Source organism: Terrabacter lapilli (assembly GCF_039531305.1).
GTDB classification, from domain to species: domain Bacteria; phylum Actinomycetota; class Actinomycetes; order Actinomycetales; family Dermatophilaceae; genus Terrabacter; species Terrabacter lapilli.
Map to the genome: position 1 here is coordinate 751556 of NZ_BAAAPU010000007.1, position 17513 is coordinate 769068.

The window sequence follows — 17513 nt, forward strand, 5'->3', positions numbered from 1 at the left end:
TGGCGTGCCTGACGACACCACGACCGCCCTGCCGTACCGCGACGCCTCCCTGCCCGTCGAGCAGCGCCTCGACGACCTGCTGGGTCGGATGACCCTGCCCGAGAAGGTCGGCCAGATGCTGCAGCTCGACGCCCGCGGTGACCTCACCGACATCGTCCACGGCAGGCTGGCCGGCTCGATCCTGCACACCTCGCCCGAGCGCATGCACGAGGCGATCGCCCTGGCGCGGCAGACGCGCCTCGGGATCCCGCTCCTCACGGCCGACGACTGCATCCACGGCCACTCCTTCTGGCCGGGCGCGACGATCTTCCCGACCCAGCTCTCGATGGCCTGCTCGTGGGACCCCGACCTCGTCGAGCAGGCTGCACGTGTCACCGCCGTCGAGGTCGCCGCGACCGGCGTGCACTGGACCTTCTCGCCGGTGCTGTGCATCACCCGCGACCTGCGGTGGGGCCGGGTCGGCGAGACCTTCGGCGAGGACCCGCACCTCATCGGCGAGCTCGGCGCCGCGATGGTCCGCGGCTACCAGGGCGACGGGCTCACCGACCCGACGGCGGTCCTCGCCTGCGCCAAGCACTTCGCCGGCTACTCCGAGACCCAGGGCGGCCGCGACGCGAGCGAGGCCGACCTCAGCCGCCGCAAGCTGGCGTCGTGGTTCCTGCCGCCGTTCGAGCGGGCAGTGCAGGAGGGCTGCCGCACCTTCATGCTCGGCTACCAGGCCATCGACGGCGTGCCGGTGACGGCCAACGGCTGGCTGCTCGACGAGGTGCTCAAGGGCCAGTGGGGCTTCACCGGCACGCTCGTCACCGACTGGGACAACGTCGGCCGCATGGTCTGGGAGCAGAAGGTCTGCGCCGACGACGTCGAGGCCGCCACGGTCGCCGTCCGCGCCGGCAACGACCTCGTCATGACGACGCCCGCCTTCTTCGAGGCCGCGCAGGAGGCCGTCGCCCGGGGACTGCTCGAGGAGAGCCAGATCGACGAAGCGGCCCGCCGCGTGCTCCGGCTCAAGCTCGAGCTCGGCCTCTTCGAGAACCCGCGGCCGCCGGACCCCGAGCGCCAGCGCCTCGTCATCGGCTCCACCGAGCACGCCGCCACCAACCTCGAGGTCGCCCGGCGCTCGCTCGTGCTGCTCACCAACGACGGCTCCCTGCCGTATGCCGTCACGGACGTCCCGCGCACCGTGGCCGTCCTCGGGCCCAACGCCGACGACCCGCAGGCCAACCTCGGCGACTGGGCCGGCGCGTCGGGCCAGGTGGACTGGATGCCCGACGGGCATCCGCGCGAGACGGTCGAGACGGTGCTCGACGGCTTCCGGCGCGTCGTCCCCGGCACGTGGGCCGTCACCCACGCCCGGGGCGCGGAGATCGAGACGCTCGTGCCCGACCCCGACGGCCCGCTCCTTCCCGACGGCCAGCCCCGCCCGCCGGTCTCCGCCTCGGCGCCGGTCGACCCCGACCAGCTCGCGGAGGCCGTCGCCACCGCCCGCGCCGCCGACCTCGCCGTCGTCGTGCTCGGTGACACGGTGGCCCTGACGGGCGAGGGCTGCTCGACCGCGACCCTCGACCTGCAGGGCGGCCAGGTCGCCCTGCTCGACGCCGTCGTCGACGCGCTCGAGGGCACCGACACCCCGGTCGTCCTCGTGCTGCTCCACTCCAAGCCCAACGTGCTGCCACCGAGCGCGCTGCGGGCCTCGGCGATCGTCGAGGCCTTCAACCCCGGCATGCGGGGCGGGCGCGCCGTCGCCGAGCTCGTCCTCGGCCACATCGAGCCCGCGGGGCGGCTGCCGGTCTCGGTGCCGCGGCACGTCGGGCAGCAGCCGACCTACTACAACCAGGTCCGGGGCCAGCACGGCCACCGCTACGCCGACCTCACCCAGGAGCCCCAGTTCGTCTTCGGCGAGGGCCTGACCTACACGACGGTCGAGTGGTCCGGCCTCACCCTCGAGGCCACCGACCTCGGCGCCGACGACGTCGTGCGCGCGGAGGTCACGCTGACCAACACGGGCGAGCGGACGGCATACGAGGTCGTGCAGGCGTACGTCACCGACGTCGTCACGAGCGTCACGTGGGCAGCCAAGGAGCTCAAGGCGTTCCGCCGCGTCACGGTGCCACCGGGCGAGGCGGTCACGGCGCGCGTCGAGGTGCCTGCGTCGGCCTGCTCGATCGTCGACGCCGCCGGCCGCCGCGTCGTGGAGCCAGGCGAGTTCGAGCTCGCGGTGGGACGCAGCTCACGTGACTCCGACCTGCTCCGTGCGAGCTTCACCATCACCCCCGTCCGGGCCGCGAACTAGGGTCGGGACATGAGAGCCGCGCGCATCACCAGCCTCGAGGGACCGACCGCCGTCACCGTCGAGGACGTGCCCGAGCCGACCCTCGAGGCCGGCGACGTCCTCGTCGACGTGCACGAGGCCGGGGTCAGCTTCCCCGACGTCCTCATGACCCGTGGGCTCTACCAGATGCGCCCCAACCTGCCCTTCGTGCCGGGCGCCGAGTGCGCGGGCGTCGTGCGGGAGGTGGGCGAGGGGACGAGGTTCCAGCCGGGCGACCGCGTGGCGGCCTTCCCGGTCCTCGGGGCGTTCGCCGAGACCGTCGCCGTCCCCGAGGCCATGGTCTTCGCGCTGCCCGACGACGTGCCGTTCGAGGTCGGGGCGGCCCTGCCGATGAACTACCTCACCGTGCACTTCGCGCTGACCCGGCGCGGACAGCTCGAGCGCGGCGAGGACGTCCTCGTCCAGGGCGGCGCCGGCGGCGTCGGCACGGCCGCCATCCAGCTCGCGCGCGCCATGGGCGCCCGGGTCATCGCCGTCGTCTCGTCCGAGGACAAGATCGAGACGGCCCGGGTCGCCGGGGCCCACAACATCGTCCTGGCCGACGGCTTCCTCGAGGGCGTCAGGGAGCTCACCTCGGGCCGCGGCGTCGACCTGGTCGTCGACCCCGTCGGCGGCGACCGCTTCACCGACAGCCTCCGCTCCCTGGCGCCGGAGGGACGGCTGCTCGTCATCGGCTTCACCGCCGGCCAGATCCCCGAGGTCAAGGTCAACCGGCTGCTCCTCAACAACCTCAGCGTCGTCGGGGTCGGCTGGGGCGCGTTCTGGACGCCCGACCCGTCCTACCTGCGCGAGCAGTGGGAGGCGATCCTGCCCCTCGTCACCAGCGGCCAGCTCGTCCCGCCCATCAGCACGCGCCACCCGCTCGACGACGTCGTGGCCGCGCTCAGCGAGATCGACGAGCGCCGCGCCCACGGCAAGGTGACGCTCACCGTCCGCGGCTAGGTTGGGCCGTATGCCGTCCCGAGCCCGCCGCACCCCCGTTCCCCACGCTCCCCGCCGCGTCCTCGTCACCGGAGGCGCCTCAGGCCTCGGGCTCGCCCTCGTGCGCGCGCTCGTCGCGAGGGGCGACGACGTGCTCGCGACCGACGTGCACGCCGACCGGCCCGACACGCTTCCGGACGCGGCGGCATACCTGGTGCTCGACGTGCGCAGCGACGACGCCTGGGCGGCCGCGCTCGCCCACGTCCGTGAGACGTGGGGCGGGCTCGACCTGCTCGTCAACAACGCCGGCGTCGCCGCGGGCGGCCGCATCGACGTCGCCACGATGGACGAGTGGCACTGGATCGTCGACATCAACCTGCTCGGCGTCGTCCGGGGCTGTCGCACCTTCACGCCGCTGTTCAAGGAGCAGCGCAGCGGCCACATCGTCAACACCGCCTCGCTCGCCGGGCTCGTCCACGCCCCCGGGATGGCCGCCTACAACACGGTCAAGGCCGGGGTCGTCGCGCTCAGCGAGACGCTCTCGCACGAGCTCGCCCCGCACGACATCGACGTCTCGGTCGTCTGCCCGTCCTTCTTCCGCACCAACCTCGGCGCCTCCTTCCAGGGCGCCGACACCGAGATGGAGGACGCCGGCCGCAAGCTGGTGAGCGGCTCGAAGCGCTCGGCCGAGGAGGTGGCCGCCATCGTCGTGCGCGGCATCGACGCCCGCCGCGACGTCATCCTCACCGACCGCGACGGGCACCTCGCCTGGCGCGCCAAGCGCTTCGCGCGACCCGTCTACACCGCGGCGATGCGCCGGGCCGCGCGTCGCACCGCCCGGGCGCCGCTCAGCTCCTCGTGACTCCCTCGGCGCCGACCCCACGGCGGGTTTGACACGAGGCCGCGGGACCCGGATGGTGGACGCGCTCGAAACCAGCGGGCTCGTTCGACCGGACGCACTCGGGCGTCCATCTGGAGGACCTTCGATGACAGCCACCGGACCGGGGCCCAGCGCCCGTGAGCTCATCCTCGAGCTGGTCGAGCTGCAGGACCGGATCGACGAGGTGCGCACCAGCGGCCCCGACGCCGAGCCCGAGTCCACCGCGGCTCCCGAGCCCCCCGAGCTGGTCGAGCTCGTCGAGCGCGAGGAGGAGGTCATCGCCGAGCTGCGCGACTACCGGCAGACCCAGCTCAGGCTTCCGGCACCGCCGCCTGCATGAGCTCGCGCAGGTGCGCGGGGATGGGCGTGGGCCGGCGGCTCACCGCGTCGATCTCGACGTGCACCCAGTGGCCCAGGGCCTTGATGCCCGGGTCCGGGGCAGGGCCCCGCTCCGGGTCGACGAAGAGCCCGAGCTGGTAGGTGACGCTGCTCGTCCCGAGCCGCACCACCCGGATGCCGACGACGAGGGGCGTCGGGAACGCCACCTCGGCGTAGAAGGCGCACGAGGACTCCGCGACGACGCCCTGCGTCGGGTCGGTCATCGGGTCGATGGTCAGGTGCTCGGCCTGCCAGCCGTTGATCGCGGAGTCGAAGAGCTCGTAGTAGACGGCGTTGTTGAGGTGGCCGTACATGTCGTTGTCGGACCACCGCGTCGTCACCGGGCGCTGCACGGGGAAGTCGGCGAGGGTCAGCGAGCGCGGGTCGGCCATGCGCCCATCTTGCCCGAGCCCCCGCGCGAGCTGCTCGGAGCCGAGCCTGTGGAGAGGTGCCGATCGTGTCGGTGCCCGAACGTAGAGTGCTCGGGTGGCATGGAGCGTGGGTCGAGCGACGTGGGTGGCTGACGTCACCGACCCCGACATCGCCCAGCAGGTCGGCTCGCGCACCTTCGAGCGCGGGATGGCGTATGCCGCCGAGCGCCGGGTGCGCTCGCTGGCCACCCGTCCCGACGGGATGATGCTGCTCGGCACCATCCAGGGCAGCGGCACCGAGACCTACCAGACGATCATCGAGGCACGCCCGCACCCGAAGGGCCGCTCGCACCTGTGGAGCGGGCGCTGCAGCTGCCCGGTCGCGGCCGACTGCAAGCACGTGGTGGCCCTCATGGTCACCGCGCGCGACGTCGCGCACGGTCGCGTCGTGGAGCCCCCGACCGGCGCAGACGCGACCGGGGGCGCCGAGCGGGTGCCCGAGCAGCAGGAGCCGGGAGTCGCCGTGCCGCCGCACTGGTCCGACGTCTTCGGCCACGTCCGCCCGCGCCCGGTCGAGGCGCCCGTCGCCTCGCGGCCCGAGCCGCGGGGCGACCTCATGCCGGCCGGGCTGTTCGTCGACACCGTCTACCGCGACCAGCGCGGCCGTCGGGGACTGCCCGAGCTGAGCTACGGCCTGCGCCCGACCCGCTGGACGCGCGCCGGCACGTGGCACCGCACGCTCTCGTGGCACGATGCCCTGCCGCAGTGGCGAGCCGGGATCCGTTTCCTGCCCGAGCACGAGCGCATCATGGGCCGCCTGCACGACGTCGCCCGGCAGGGCTCGGGCAGCACCACCTACTTCTCCGCGACCCCGCCCCTGTCGCTCGACGCCACCGCCGAGGTCTGGCCGCTGCTGCGCGAGGCGCGGGCCGCCGGCATCGAGATCCTGCCCGGCGAGGGCGTCACCGGGCCGGTCCGCATCGCCGACGACGGCGCCTCGCTCGTGCTGCTCGTCAAGCGCGCCGGCGATGGCAGCGGCGACCTCGACCTCGACGTCGAGATCGAGGGCCTGCCCGACGAGGCCGGGCACGACCCGGCCGGCGAGCGGCTCTACCTCGGCGACCCCGTCCACGCGGTGGCGGTCGAGGGCGACGACGGGTCCCTGACCTTCGTCCCCCTGGAGCAGGAGCTCGACCTCGGCCCCGACGCCCTCGCCGCGGCGCTCGCCGGGCTGCGGGTCCCCGCCGACGAGCGAGGGCGCTTCCTGCGATCGGTGGTGCCGGGCCTGCGCGAGCGGCTGCGGGTCCGCTCCGAGGTCCCGCTGCCCGCGCCCGACCTGCCCGCCGAGGCGCGCACCGAGGTCGTGACGGTGCACGTCCGGGTCGTCAGCGACGCGCCCGGGGAGGTGCGCATCGACCTCGGCCACGCCTACGACGGCACGCCTCGGCCCTTCACGACGACCCGGTTCGGCACCATGGGCGGGCGCGACCGTGACGCCGAGGCCGCCGCCGTGCAGGCCGCGACGTCACTGCGCTCGCTGCCGGGGGCGCTGCGCAGCGACATCGCCGGTCACCCCTACCTCGTCCCGCGCGTGGTCCTCACCGGCCTCGACGCCGCCCGGTTCGTCGCCGACGTCCTGCCGCTCCTCGAGGCCGACGAGCACGTCACGGTCGACGTGGACGACGACCTGCCCTCCTACGAGGAGGTGACGTCCGCGCCGGTGGTCCGGCTGGGGGCGACCGAGAGCCGCCACCGTGACGCGCGCACCGGCGACCAGCCCGACCAGCCCGACGACGAGCGCAGCGACTGGTTCGACCTCCACGTCTCCGTCGAGGTCGACGGGGAGGAGGTGCCGTTCGAGCCGCTCTTCGGCGCCCTCGCCCGAGGCGACGACATCATGCTGCTCGACTCCGGCGCGTTCTTCCGCCTCGACCGGCCCGAGCTGCGTCGCCTCCGCGACCTCATCGAGGAGGCCCGCGAGATCGCCGACCCCGACACGGGCGCACTGCGCCTCAGCGCCCACCACGCCGACCTGTGGGACGAGCTCGTGGCCCTCGGCGTCGTCGACGAGCAGAGCGCCCGCTGGGCGGCCAACGTCGAGGCCCTCGGCTCGCTCGAGGAGGGCCCGCTCGCCGAGCCGCCGCCCGACCTGCGCGCGACCCTGCGCCCCTACCAGCTCGACGGCTACCGCTGGCTCGCGCGGCTGTGGGACGCGCAGCTCGGCGGCATCCTCGCCGACGACATGGGGCTGGGCAAGACGCTGCAGGTCATCGCGGCCCTGGTCCGCGCCCACGACCGTGGCGAGCTGGGGGAGAGCGGCCCGCGCTCCCGGGGGCCGGTCCTGGTCGTGGCGCCCACGAGCGTCGTCGGCACGTGGATGGGCGAGCTCGAGACCTTCGCCCCGCACCTGCCCGCTGTAGCCGTGACCGCCACCGAGCGCAAGCGCGGGACGACCCTCGCCGAGACCGTGGCCGGCGCCGAGGTCGTCATCACCTCGTATGCCGTCCTGCGCCTCGACGACGCCGCCTTCCACTCCGTGCGGTGGGGCGGCGTCGTGCTCGACGAGGCGCAGTTCGTGAAGAACCGCCAGGCCAAGACGCACGTGGCCGTGCGCCGCCTCGGGGCGCCCTTCACCATCGCGGTCACCGGCACCCCGCTCGAGAACTCCCTGATGGACCTCTGGTCGCTGCTGTCACTGACGGCCCCGGGCCTCTACCCCCGGCCCGACGTCTTCACCAAGAGCTACCGCAAGCCCATCGAGTCCGGTGAGCGGCCCGAGCTGCTCGACCTGCTGCGCCGGCGCATCCGGCCCCTGATGCTGCGCCGCACCAAGGAGCAGGTCGCGATCGACCTGCCGCCCAAGCAGATCCAGGTCATGGCGCTCGACCCGCACCCGGTCCACCGGCACATCTACGACCAGCACCTCCAGCGCGAACGCCAGCGCGTGCTCGGCCTGCTCGACGACCCCGAGGCCAACCGCGTCGCGATCCTCGCCGCGCTGACCCGGCTGCGACAGCTCGCCCTCGACCCGGTGCTCGTCGACGACGCCCACGGCGGCAAGGCCACCGCCGCCAAGATCGACTTCCTCGTCGACCAGCTGCGCGAGCTCGCCGCCGAGGGGCACCGGGCGCTCGTCTTCAGCCAGTTCACCGGCTTCCTGCGCATCGTCGAGGCCGCGCTGACCCGCGCGGGGCTCGAGACGGCATACCTCGACGGGTCGACGACCGACCGGCAGTCGGTGGTGCGCGGCTTCCGCGAGGGCGAGGCCGTCGCGTTCCTCATCAGCCTCAAGGCCGGCGGCTTCGGGCTGACGCTCACCGAGGCCGACTACGTCTACGTCCTCGACCCGTGGTGGAACCCCGCGGCCGAGGCCCAGGCCATCGACCGCGCGCACCGCATCGGGCAGAACCGCCCCGTCACCGTCTACCGCCTGGTCTCCGCCGGGACCATCGAGGAGAAGGTGGTCGCGCTGCAGGAGCGCAAGCGCGACCTCTTCCAGCGGGTCGTCGACGAGGGCGGTTCGCTCTCCGGTGCCATCACCGCCGACGACGTCCGCGACCTGCTCGGTACGTGATCGTCACTCCGGCATAGAGTGGCAAGGGCCTATTGGTCTCCAGAAAGGAACGACACGTGGCTTACACGCTTCCCGAGCTCGACTACGACTACGCAGCCCTCGAGCCGCACATCAGCGCTCGCATCATGGAGCTGCACCACAGCAAGCACCACAAGGCCTACGTCGACGGTGCCAACGCCGCCGTCGCCAAGCTGGAGGAGCTGCGTGAGTCCGGCGACTACGCCGCGCTCAACGGTGTGGAGAAGAACCTCGCCTTCCACCTCGGTGGTCACACGAACCACTCGGTCTTCTGGAAGAACATGAGCCCCGACGGTGGCGGCCAGCCCGAGGGCGAGGTCAAGGCTGCGATCGACGAGTACTTCGGCGGCTTCGAGAAGTTCCAGGCGCACTTCGACGCCAACGCCAACGCGATCCAGGGCTCCGGCTGGTCCATCTGGGCGTGGGACACCATCGCCGAGCGGCCGCACATCATGCAGCTGTTCGACCAGCAGGGCAACATCCCCGTGGGCCAGATCCCGCTGCTGCAGCTCGACATGTGGGAGCACGCCTTCTACCTGCAGTACGAGAACGTCAAGGCCGACTACGTCAAGGCCTGGTGGAACGTCGTGAACTGGCAGGACGTCGCGCAGCGCCTCGAGCGCGCCAAGGCGACCAAGGGACTCATCCTCCCCGCCTGACCCGGCAGCGAGCGCAAGGTGGTCACCCCTTTCCGGGGTGACCGCCTTCGTCGTCTCCCGGGATGCTCAGACCAGGTCGAGCACCTCCGGGTAGTCCACCCAGACGTCTCGGGACACCTGCTCGGGGTAGTCGACGACGGCAGGCTCGACGTCGAAGATCCGGGTGAGGCCGGTGTCATGGGTGGGCCAGCCCGGATCGCCGTGGGTGGCGAACGCCGTCCAGGCATGACGCATCTGGTCCGAGACGCCCTGCGCCTCCGCGGTCGGCGGCCCCAGCAGCAGGGCCGGCTGGCCGGCCGTGAGGTTGCCGAACACCAGCGGCACGTCGAGACCGTGGCAGGCGCCGAGGCCGCCGCCCATGCCGGGAGCGGGCCAGGTCAGCTCGTAGAGGTATGCCGTGCCGCCGACCTCGAGCTGCGCCTGGGCGAGCTTCAGCGAGGGCATGCGGAAGAGCCAGTCCGAGCGCACGACCTCGTAGAGCTCCCCGGGGTCCGGGAAGCTCTCGCGGTAGCGCTGCGGGTCGGGGGCGAAGACGCGGGCTGTCTCATCGGCCTGCGACCGGGTGACCGCGCCGAGCATGCCGCTCAGAGCAGTCAGCAACCGCTGCTCGTGCCGCGTGTGGCCCACCAGGAGCTGCACCTTCCCGGTGAGTCCCAGCCACGGCGTCGTCGGCAGCACGCCGCCGTCGACGACGGGCGCGAGCGGGGTGGAGGCGTGCGCGGCCCGTCCCCAGCGCCCCACGAGGTCGCCCATCCTCGCCGCGACGGCGTCGGCCGCGGCCGGCAGCAGTCGGCGGTCGACGGTACGCAGCTGCGGCGGCGTGACGCCCAGCTCCGCGGCGCACTCCCGTGCGATGTCGGCCGCCAGCTCCGGCGTGAAGTAGGTTCCCGGGACGCTCTGGGCGATCGCCCGGCGGAACAGCCCAGCTGCCCGCGGCATCGCCAGCAGCGCGGCCACCGACCCGGCGCCGGCGGACTGGCCGAAGACGGTGACGCGACCGGGGTCCCCTCCGAACCCGCGGATGTTGTCCTGCACCCACTCGAGCGCGGCGACCTGGTCGAGGAGTCCGCGGTTCGGGACGGCCCCGTCGACCTGGCCGAAGCCCTCCAGCCCCACGCGGTAGTTGAAGGTCACCACCACGACGCCGTCCCGGGCCAGGTTGCCGCCGTCGTACTCCGGCAGCCCGGACATGCCGAACAGGTAGGCGCCGCCCTGGATCCACACCATCACGGGCAGCGCTCCGCCGAGGTCGGGCGACCACACGTTGAGCGTCAGCCAGTCGTCGCCGTCGTCGGCGGACTGCCGGTCCATGCCGAAGGCCGTCGACTGCGGCGGGGGAGGGCCGAAGCCGATCGCCTCACGTGGGCCGTCCCAGGGGTCCACCGGCCGGGGCGGCTCGAACGGCTCGGGCGGGGCGGCGTAGGGGATGCCGCGGAAGACCGCCAGGTCCTCCTCGGTCCGGCCGCGGACCACGCCACCGGCGACCGCGATGTCGAGGTGCACAGACCGATCATCCTCGCGCACCCGTCGGCCCACCAGCCGCCGCCGGCGGTCGGGTTCAGCGGTCCCGACGGGCGGAGCCGGATGCGGTCACGGCGAACGACGACGGGGCGGTGAAGCCCTGCTCCGCGAAGGCGGCGTCGATGGCCCGCGACACCCCGGCGACCGACTCCGAGCGCACGATCGCGATGCACGACCCACCGAAGCCGCCGCCGGTCATCCTGGCCCCGAGCGCGCCGTGCTGCCGCGCCGTCTCGGTGGCCACGTCGAGCTCCTCGCACGAGATCTCGTAGTCGTCGCGCATCGACACGTGGGAGGCGTCGAAGAGGCGCCCCACCTCCTCGAGGTCGCCGGCGCGCAGTGCCGCCACGGCCTGCTCGACGCGGTCGATCTCGGTGACGACGTGCTTGACCCGCCGCCGCATCTCGTCGGTGGGGAGCTTCTCGAGTGCGGCGTCCAGGCCCGACGCCGGCACCTCACGGAGCAGGTCGACGCCGAGGACCCGGGCGGCCTCCTCGCACGACTCCCGTCGCGAGCCGTACTGCCCGTCGACGAGCTCGTGGTGCGCGTGCGTGTCGGTGACGAGCAGCGCGTAGCCGGCCGAGGCCAGGTCGAAGGGCACCTGCTCGGTCTGCCAGCTGCGGCAGTCGAGCAGCAGGGCGGTGGCCTCGTCGGCCAGCAGCGCCGCCGACTGGTCCATCCCGCCGGTGGGGGCGCCGGCGATCTCGTTCTCGGCGCGGATGCACACCTGGGCCAGACGGGCCCGCGAGTCGGCGTCCTCGAGCAGGCCGAGACCGGCGAGGTCACTGACCGCCGCCGCGACCGAGCACTCGAGCGCGGCCGAGCTCGACAGGCCGGCACCGACCGGCACGGTGGAGTCGACGAACACGTCGAGCCCGGGCACGTCGTGGCCCTCCTCGCGCAGCGACCAGAGGACGCCGGCGACGTAGGAGCCCCAGCCGCCGGGCCGGTCCGGACCGATGTCGGCCAGGGGCACCTCCACGACGCCGTCCTGCTGGGCGGACGCCATGCGCAGGATCGCGTCGTCACGACGGGACGCGGCGGCATACGTCCGGTGCGGAAGGGCGATCGGCAGGCACAGACCGCCGTTGTAGTCGGTGTGCTCGCCGATGAGGTTGACGCGGCCCGGTGCCGACCAGACGCCCTCGGGCTCCTGGCCGTAGCGCTCGGCGAACCCGGCGCGGACGTTCTCGACGACCTCCTCGGGGGTGCGCTCGCTCACGGCGCCACCTCCCGCAGCCTCGCGGCGGCCCGCTCCGGGGCGACGTCGTTGATCCAGCCACCGACGCCCGACTCGGACCCGGCGAGGAACTTCAGGCGACCCGGCCCGCGCAGCACCGACATCACCTGCAGGTGCAGCCGCGACACGTCGCGGCCCGTCTTGGCCGGCGCCTGCTGCCAGGCGGCGATGTAGGGCAACTTGACCGGCGAACCGTCCTCTGCGACGTAGTAGCGGTCGAGGCGCCCGAGCAGGTCGCGGTAGACGACGGCGAGCTCGTCGCGCTCCTCGTCGTCGAGCGCCACGAGGTCGGGCACGTCACGGTGCGGCGCCAGGTGCACCTCGAGCGGCCAGCGGGCCGCGAAGGGGACGTATGCCGTCCAGTGCGTCCCCGAGACGACGACCCTCGAGCCGTCGGCCTGCTCGGCGGCGAGGATGTCGGCGCCGAGGAGCCGGCCGGTGCGCTCGTGGTGGCGCCGAGCCGCCTCGAGGAGGGACTTCGTGCGGTCGGGCAGGTAGGGGTAGGCGTAGATCTGGCCGTGCGGGTGGGGCAGCGTCACCCCGATCTCCTTGCCGCGGTTCTCGAAGGCGAAGACCTGCTCGACCTCGGGGATCGCGCCGAGGGCCTCGGTGCGCTGGGCCCAGGTGTCGATGACGGTGCGCACGCGCTCGACGGGCAGGTCCTTGAACGACGACTCGTGGTCGCTCGTGAAGCAGACGACCTCGCACCGGCCGACCGCGGGCCGCGTGCCGAAGATGCCCGACGGGTCGGGCACGTCGGCGCCGACGGAGGTGACGGCATACGACGGGAAGCGGTTCTCGAAGACGACGACCTGGTAGTCGCGCTCGGGGATCTCCGACGGGACGGAGCCCACGCCCGCAGGGCAGAGCGGGCACTCGTCCTTGGGCGGCATGAACGTGCGGTGCTGGCGGTGGGCGGCCACGGCCACCCAGTCGTCGACGAGCGCGTCGTGACGCAGCTCGCCGGACTGCACCCGCGGCTCGACCGGACGCGGGTCCTCGGCGGTGCGCTCGGGGGTGCCGGGCTCGTCGACGTAGATGATCTCGCGGCCGTCGGCGAGGTGCCTCGTCGTGACGCGGGCGGCCGGGTGCGCGGGGGAGTGCCCGGGGGTGGGGGTCGGGTCGGGAGCCGGGTTGGGCAGGGACATCAGGCCTCCGCGATCTCTAGGGAGCCGACCGTCTCGCGCACGGCCTCGCGGGCGCGCTCCGGGAAGGCGGTGTCGGTGACGAACAGGTCGACGTCGGCGAGGTCCGCGAAGGTGCTGAGTCCGACCGTGCCCCACTTGGAGGAGTCGGCGAGCACGCAGACCCGGCGCGCCGAGGCCACGAGCGCGCGGTTGGTCTCCGCCTCGACGAGGTTGGGCGTGGTCAGGCCGGCCCGGTCGTCGACGCCGTGGGCGCCGAGGAAGAGGATGTCGACGTGCAGGGACCGCAGTGCCGACACGGCGACCGGGCCGACGAGGGCGTCGGACGGGGTGCGCACGCCGCCGGTCAGCACGACGGTCTGGCCGGGGGCCCCGGACTCGTGGAGGAGCTGGGCCACCGGGATGGAGTTGGTGACGACCGTGAGTGCGGGCACGTCCTTGACGGCGCGGGCGAGCTCGTAGGTGGTCGTGCCCGCCGAGACGCCGATGGAGCTGCCGGCCTCGACGTGGCGCGCCGCGGCACGGGCGATCGCCTGCTTCTGCGCGAGCTGGAGCAGCGACTTGGCGGAGAAGCCCGGCTCGTCGCTGCTGCGGCTGCCGTCGAGCGCCAGCGCGCCGCCGTGCACGCGCTCGAGCAGCCCGTCGCTCGAGAGGCGCTCGATGTCGCGGCGGATCGTCATGTCGGACACGCCGAGGCGCTCCACGAGGTCCGACACCTTGACGGCCCCCGACTCCTGCACCAGCTCGAGGATGACGGAGCGCCGCTGACTGGCGAGCATCGTCAGTCCTCCCGGATCACGGCCACGCCACCCGCGACGAGGCGGACCGTGCCGTCGACAGGGGTGTCCGCGACGAGGTCGTACCCGGTCGCGGCCACGGCCTGCGGCTCGTCGGTGTGGTTGAGCAGGAAGAGCCACGAGCGCGAGCCGTCGCGACGGCGCGTGGCCTCGACGCCCGGTGGCAGGCCGGGCGTCGCCGGCTCGACGCCGGCCGCGGCGAGGACGTCGTCGAGGAGGGCTCCCAGGGTGGCGTCGTCAGGGAGGGTGCTGACGTACCAGGCAGCCCCGCCGTCGTGGAGGTCGCGACGCGTGACCGCGGGGCGGCCGGTGAGCGGGCCCGACGCGTACGTGCTCAGCACCTCCGTGCCGGGGAGCGCGGTCACGTCCTCGCTCCACCACCTGCCCGCGCCGTCGGAGAGGGCGACGGTGTCCGTGCGGCCCAGCGGGAAGAACTCCTCGACCCGCACGCCGAGCAGGTCGCGGAAGGCGCCCGGGTAGCCGCCGAGGCGCACGTGGTCGTCCTCGTCGCTGATGCCCGAGAAGTACGTGACCAGCACCTGCGCGCCGGCCTCGGCCGCCGCCGTCACGGCACGCGCGTGCTCGTCGCTGACGAGGTAGAGCTGCGGGACGACGACGAGGGCGTATGCCGTGAGGTCGGCCGACGGGTGCACGACGTCCGCCGTGACCCCGCGCTCCTGCAGCAGGCGGTGGACGGCGTGCGCGGCCTCGAGTGCGTCGAGCTCGGAGCTGGGCATGCACGGCCCCTCGGCCGCCCAGATCGCCTGGTAGTTGTGCAGGATCGCGACCCGCGACTCGACGCGGCTGCCCACGAGCTCGCCAAGCCGCCCGGCGATGCGGCCGAGCTCCTCGACCTCGCGGAAGCGGGCGCTGTCGGGCCCGGCGTGCGGCACGACGGCGCTGTGGAACTTCTCCGACCCGGCCCGCGACTGGCGCCACTGGAACCAGCCGATGGTGTCGGCGCCCCGGGCCACGTGCGCGAGCGCGTCGCGGATGGTCTGGCCGAAGTCCTTGGCGTGGTTGGTCGGCTGCCAGTTCACGGCGCTCGTCGAGTGCTCCATGAGCATCCACGGCGCGCCGCCGGCGAGGCCGCGGGTGAGGTCACCGCTGTAGGCGAGCTCGGCGCGGGGGTGGTCCAGGGCGTCGACGATGTAGTGGTCGGTGCTGACGACGTCGACGGTGGGGGTCCACTGCGAGTAGTCGAGGTGCCGGAAGCCCGTCAGCGTCATGAAGTTCGTGGTGACCGGCACGCCGGGGGAGAGCTCGTCGAGCACGGCGCGCTCGGCCAGCATGTGGTCGAGCAGGGCGTCGGAGCTGAACCGCTTGTAGTCGAGCACGTGGGTCGGGTTGTTGAAGGTCGTCGACCGGCGGGGCGGCAGGATCTGGTCCCAGGCGGTGTAGCGCTGGCTCCAGAAGGCCGTGCCCCAGGCGTCGTTGAGCCGCTCGAGGTTCGGGTACCGGTGCTGCAGCCAGGTGCGGAAGTGGCGGGCGCACTCGTCGCAGTAGCAGGGCAGGTTGTGGCAGGCGTACTCGTTGGACACGTGCCACATCGCGAGCGCGGGGTGCTCGTGGTAGCGGGTGGCCAGCTGCCGGGTGAGGGCGAGCGCGTACTCCTTGAAGACCGGGGAGGTCGGGCACCAGGCCTGCCGGCTGCCCGGCCAGAGGGTGTGGCCGTCGACGTCGACGGGCAGGATCTCGGGGTGCGCGGCCGAGAGCCACGGCGGCGGGGTCGCGTTGGCGGTGGCGAGGTCGACGGCGACGCCCCCCGCGTGGAGCTTGTCCATGATGGTGTCGAGCCACTCGAACTCGTACTCGCCCTTGGCCGGCTCCAGCCAGCTCCACGAGAAGATCCCGAGGCTGACGAACGAGATGTTGGCCCGCTGCATCAGCTCGATGTCCTCGTCCCACACCGACCGGGGCCACTGCTCCGGGTTGTAGTCGCCACCGAGTGCCAGGGTCTTCGTCGGCCATGAGCGCATGGGACACAGGGTGTCGCCTCTGCCGTCGCGATGTCAACATTTTCCAACACCCGAATCGCACGTGACTCGCCACCGCCAGGCTCACGGGAGCGGGGGGGTGGCGGCGCGCGGCGCCCGCCCCTCTGTGACAGACGAATTCCCTGCATCAGCACAAATCGCGTGTGCCTTCGGCGGGAAAGGTCTCGGTTCGGTCGCAGCTCCTCGCCGGTTTGCGGGAAAGCCTTGACACGCGATGGATGCCCCGACATTCTCTGTTTGTTGTTGGAGGATTCTGGTGACGCCTGTTCGACTCTGTCGCCATTCTCGACAACGGACCCGGCAGAGCGTCAAAGGAGATCGCAATGACCCGCCCCTCGAGTGAGGCCGAGTACCTGGCCCGCATGGTTCCCCCCTCCGTCCGCGGCGTCGACCGTCGGACCCTGCTGCGTGGCGCCCTCGGCGTCGGCGCACTCCTCGGGGCCGGTGGCCTCGCCGCCTGCGGCTCCAACAGCAACAGCAGCAGCGGCGCCCCGACTGGGGCTGTCACGGGCACCGTGACCGTCGGCTCCAACCAGTCGGACGCCGTGCCCAAGGCCGCCGTCCAGTCCTACATGGACGCCTTCGCCAAGGCGAACCCCGGCACCACGGTCAAGATCAACACCATCGACCACAACTCCTTCCAGGAGAACATCAACAACTACCTGCAGGGCTCGCCCGACGACGTCTTCACGTGGTTCGCCGGCTACCGCATGCAGTTCTTCGCCGAGAAGGGACTCGTCGGGGACATCTCCGACGTGTGGAAGAGCATCACCGGCATGAGCGACGCCCTGAAGAAGGCGTCCACCGGGGCCGACGGCAAGCAGTACTTCGTGCCGATCACGAACTACCCCTGGGCCATGTTCTACCGCCCGAGCGTCTTCAAGGCGAAGGGCTACCAGGTCCCGAAGACCCTCGACGACCTCAACGCCCTGGGCGCGCAGATGAAGAAGGACGGCCTCGTGCCGATCGCCTTCGGCGACAAGGACGGCTGGCCCGCCATGGGCACGTTCGACCAGATCAACATGCGCGTCAACGGCTACGACTTCCACATCAGCCTGATGGCCGGCAAGGAGTCGTGGACCGACCCCAAGGTCAAGAAGGTCTTCGACACCTGGGCGGGGATCCTCCCGCTGCACCAGCCCGACTCGCTGGGTCGCACCTGGCAGGAGGCGGCGCAGTCCCTCCAGCAGAAGAAGGCCGGGATGTACCTCCTCGGCTCGTTCGTCGCCCAGCAGTTCACCAAGGGTGCCGACCAGGAGGACCTCGACTTCTTCGGCTTCCCGGAGATCGACTCGACGATCGGCACGGACGCGGTCGAGGCCCCCATCGACGGCTACATGATGAGCGCCCGGCCCAAGAACGAGGCCGCCGCCAAGAAGCTGCTCCTCTACATCTCGCAGCCCGAGGCCCAGCTCCTCGCCCTCAAGGCCGACCCCAGCGTCATCGCGACGAACACCACCGCCGACACCAGTGGCTACACGGCGCTGCAGAAGAAGTCGCTCGAGTTCATCAAGAACGCCAAGTCGATCTCGCAGTTCATGGACCGCGACACCCGTCCCGACTTCGCCTCGACCGTCATGATCCCGGCCATCCAGTCGTTCATCAAGAACCCGAAGGACATCGACGGCCTCACCAGCAGCATCGAGGCCCAGAAGAAGAGCATCTTCGGTTCCTGAGCGA

General features: G+C 72.5%; 13 protein-coding genes. 7 read left to right on the forward strand and 6 right to left on the reverse strand.

Features of this window, described 5'->3' with window-relative positions:
• The first annotated feature begins 4 nt into the window (after nt 1-4).
• The 4 genes from ABD241_RS11415 to ABD241_RS11430 all read left to right on the forward strand — a co-directional run bounded on the left by ABD241_RS11415 (nt 5) and on the right by ABD241_RS11430 (nt 4473).
• Nucleotides 5-2293, forward strand: coding sequence for an exo-beta-d-1,3/1,6-glucosidase (locus tag ABD241_RS11415; RefSeq protein ID WP_344062204.1), 2289 nt, complete (start codon nt 5-7; stop codon nt 2291-2293).
• 9 nt (nt 2294-2302) lie between these two features.
• Nucleotides 2303-3274 carry an NADPH:quinone oxidoreductase family protein gene (locus tag ABD241_RS11420; protein ID WP_344062207.1) on the forward strand — a complete coding sequence of 324 codons (972 nt, stop codon included), beginning with the start codon at nt 2303-2305 and terminating at the stop codon, nt 3272-3274.
• Between the two features lie 10 nt (nt 3275-3284).
• The gene (locus ABD241_RS11425) at nt 3285-4115 is read left to right on the forward strand and encodes an SDR family NAD(P)-dependent oxidoreductase (RefSeq protein WP_344062211.1); all 831 of its coding nucleotides are present in this window, start codon (nt 3285-3287) and stop codon (nt 4113-4115) included.
• Between the two features lie 124 nt (nt 4116-4239).
• Nucleotides 4240-4473 (forward strand): hypothetical protein, encoded by a 234-nt coding sequence (locus ABD241_RS11430; RefSeq protein ID WP_344062214.1) that lies wholly within the window; start codon nt 4240-4242, stop codon nt 4471-4473.
• On the opposite strand, the gene ABD241_RS11435 is transcribed toward ABD241_RS11430, so the two are convergent.
• On the reverse strand, nt 4445-4903 hold the full coding sequence (locus ABD241_RS11435; RefSeq protein ID WP_344062217.1) for an acyl-CoA thioesterase: 459 nt from the start codon (nt 4901-4903) through the stop codon (nt 4445-4447). The genes ABD241_RS11430 and ABD241_RS11435 overlap by 29 nt on opposite strands.
• Nucleotides 4904-4997: 94 nt before the next feature.
• Between ABD241_RS11435 and ABD241_RS11440 the strand changes: the two genes are divergently transcribed.
• Together ABD241_RS11440 and ABD241_RS11445 are read left to right on the forward strand one after the other, a co-directional pair.
• Complete coding sequence (locus ABD241_RS11440; protein ID WP_344062220.1) at nt 4998-8456, forward strand: DEAD/DEAH box helicase; 3459 nt, start codon at nt 4998-5000, stop codon at nt 8454-8456.
• 56 nt (nt 8457-8512) lie between these two features.
• Nucleotides 8513-9133, forward strand: a complete 621-nt coding sequence (locus ABD241_RS11445; protein WP_344062223.1) for a superoxide dismutase — start codon at nt 8513-8515, stop codon at nt 9131-9133.
• Nucleotides 9134-9199: 66 nt separating this feature from the next.
• On the opposite strand, the gene ABD241_RS11450 is transcribed toward ABD241_RS11445, so the two are convergent.
• The 5 genes from ABD241_RS11450 to ABD241_RS11470 are packed head-to-tail and all read right to left on the reverse strand — an operon-like array spanning nt 9200 to nt 15815.
• On the reverse strand, nt 9200-10636 hold the full coding sequence (locus ABD241_RS11450) for a carboxylesterase/lipase family protein (protein ID WP_344062226.1): 1437 nt from the start codon (nt 10634-10636) through the stop codon (nt 9200-9202).
• A gap of 55 nt (nt 10637-10691) precedes the next feature.
• Complete coding sequence (galK, locus tag ABD241_RS11455; protein WP_344062229.1) at nt 10692-11876, reverse strand: galactokinase; 1185 nt, start codon at nt 11874-11876, stop codon at nt 10692-10694.
• Nucleotides 11873-13042: a galactose-1-phosphate uridylyltransferase gene (gene galT / locus ABD241_RS11460; RefSeq protein WP_344062232.1), complete on the reverse strand. Its 1170-nt coding sequence runs from the start codon at nt 13040-13042 to the stop codon at nt 11873-11875. Before galT ends, galK begins: the two co-directional genes overlap by 4 nt.
• Nucleotides 13042-13818: a DeoR/GlpR family DNA-binding transcription regulator gene (locus ABD241_RS11465; protein ID WP_344062236.1), complete on the reverse strand. Its 777-nt coding sequence runs from the start codon at nt 13816-13818 to the stop codon at nt 13042-13044. Before ABD241_RS11465 ends, galT begins: the two co-directional genes overlap by 1 nt.
• A 2-nt stretch (nt 13819-13820) precedes the next feature.
• A complete protein-coding gene (locus ABD241_RS11470) occupies nt 13821-15815 on the reverse strand; it encodes a beta-galactosidase (protein WP_344062239.1) in 1995 nt (664 codons plus the stop codon).
• Between the two features lie 341 nt (nt 15816-16156).
• Here ABD241_RS11470 and ABD241_RS11475 point away from each other — a divergent pair, with 341 nt between their 5' ends.
• On the forward strand, nt 16157-17509 hold the full coding sequence (locus ABD241_RS11475) for an ABC transporter substrate-binding protein (protein WP_344062241.1): 1353 nt from the start codon (nt 16157-16159) through the stop codon (nt 17507-17509).
• Nucleotides 17510-17513 lie beyond the last annotated feature (4 nt).

What these genes read in the sequence shown, in the direction of transcription:
- ABD241_RS11425 (WP_344062211.1), top strand. Translation starts at nt 3,285, where the DNA reads ATGCCGTCCCGAGCCCGCCGCACCCCCGTTCCCCACGCTCCCCGCCGC.
- ABD241_RS11465 (WP_344062236.1), bottom strand. Translation starts at nt 13,818, where the DNA reads ATGCTCGCCAGTCAGCGGCGCTCCGTCATCCTCGAGCTGGTGCAGGAG.
- galT (WP_344062232.1), bottom strand. Translation starts at nt 13,042, where the DNA reads ATGTCCCTGCCCAACCCGGCTCCCGACCCGACCCCCACCCCCGGGCAC.
- ABD241_RS11435 (WP_344062217.1), bottom strand. Translation starts at nt 4,903, where the DNA reads ATGGCCGACCCGCGCTCGCTGACCCTCGCCGACTTCCCCGTGCAGCGC.
- ABD241_RS11420 (WP_344062207.1), top strand. Translation starts at nt 2,303, where the DNA reads ATGAGAGCCGCGCGCATCACCAGCCTCGAGGGACCGACCGCCGTCACC.
- ABD241_RS11430 (WP_344062214.1), top strand. Translation starts at nt 4,240, where the DNA reads ATGACAGCCACCGGACCGGGGCCCAGCGCCCGTGAGCTCATCCTCGAG.
- ABD241_RS11475 (WP_344062241.1), top strand. Translation starts at nt 16,157, where the DNA reads ATGACCCGCCCCTCGAGTGAGGCCGAGTACCTGGCCCGCATGGTTCCC.
- ABD241_RS11470 (WP_344062239.1), bottom strand. Translation starts at nt 15,815, where the DNA reads ATGCGCTCATGGCCGACGAAGACCCTGGCACTCGGTGGCGACTACAAC.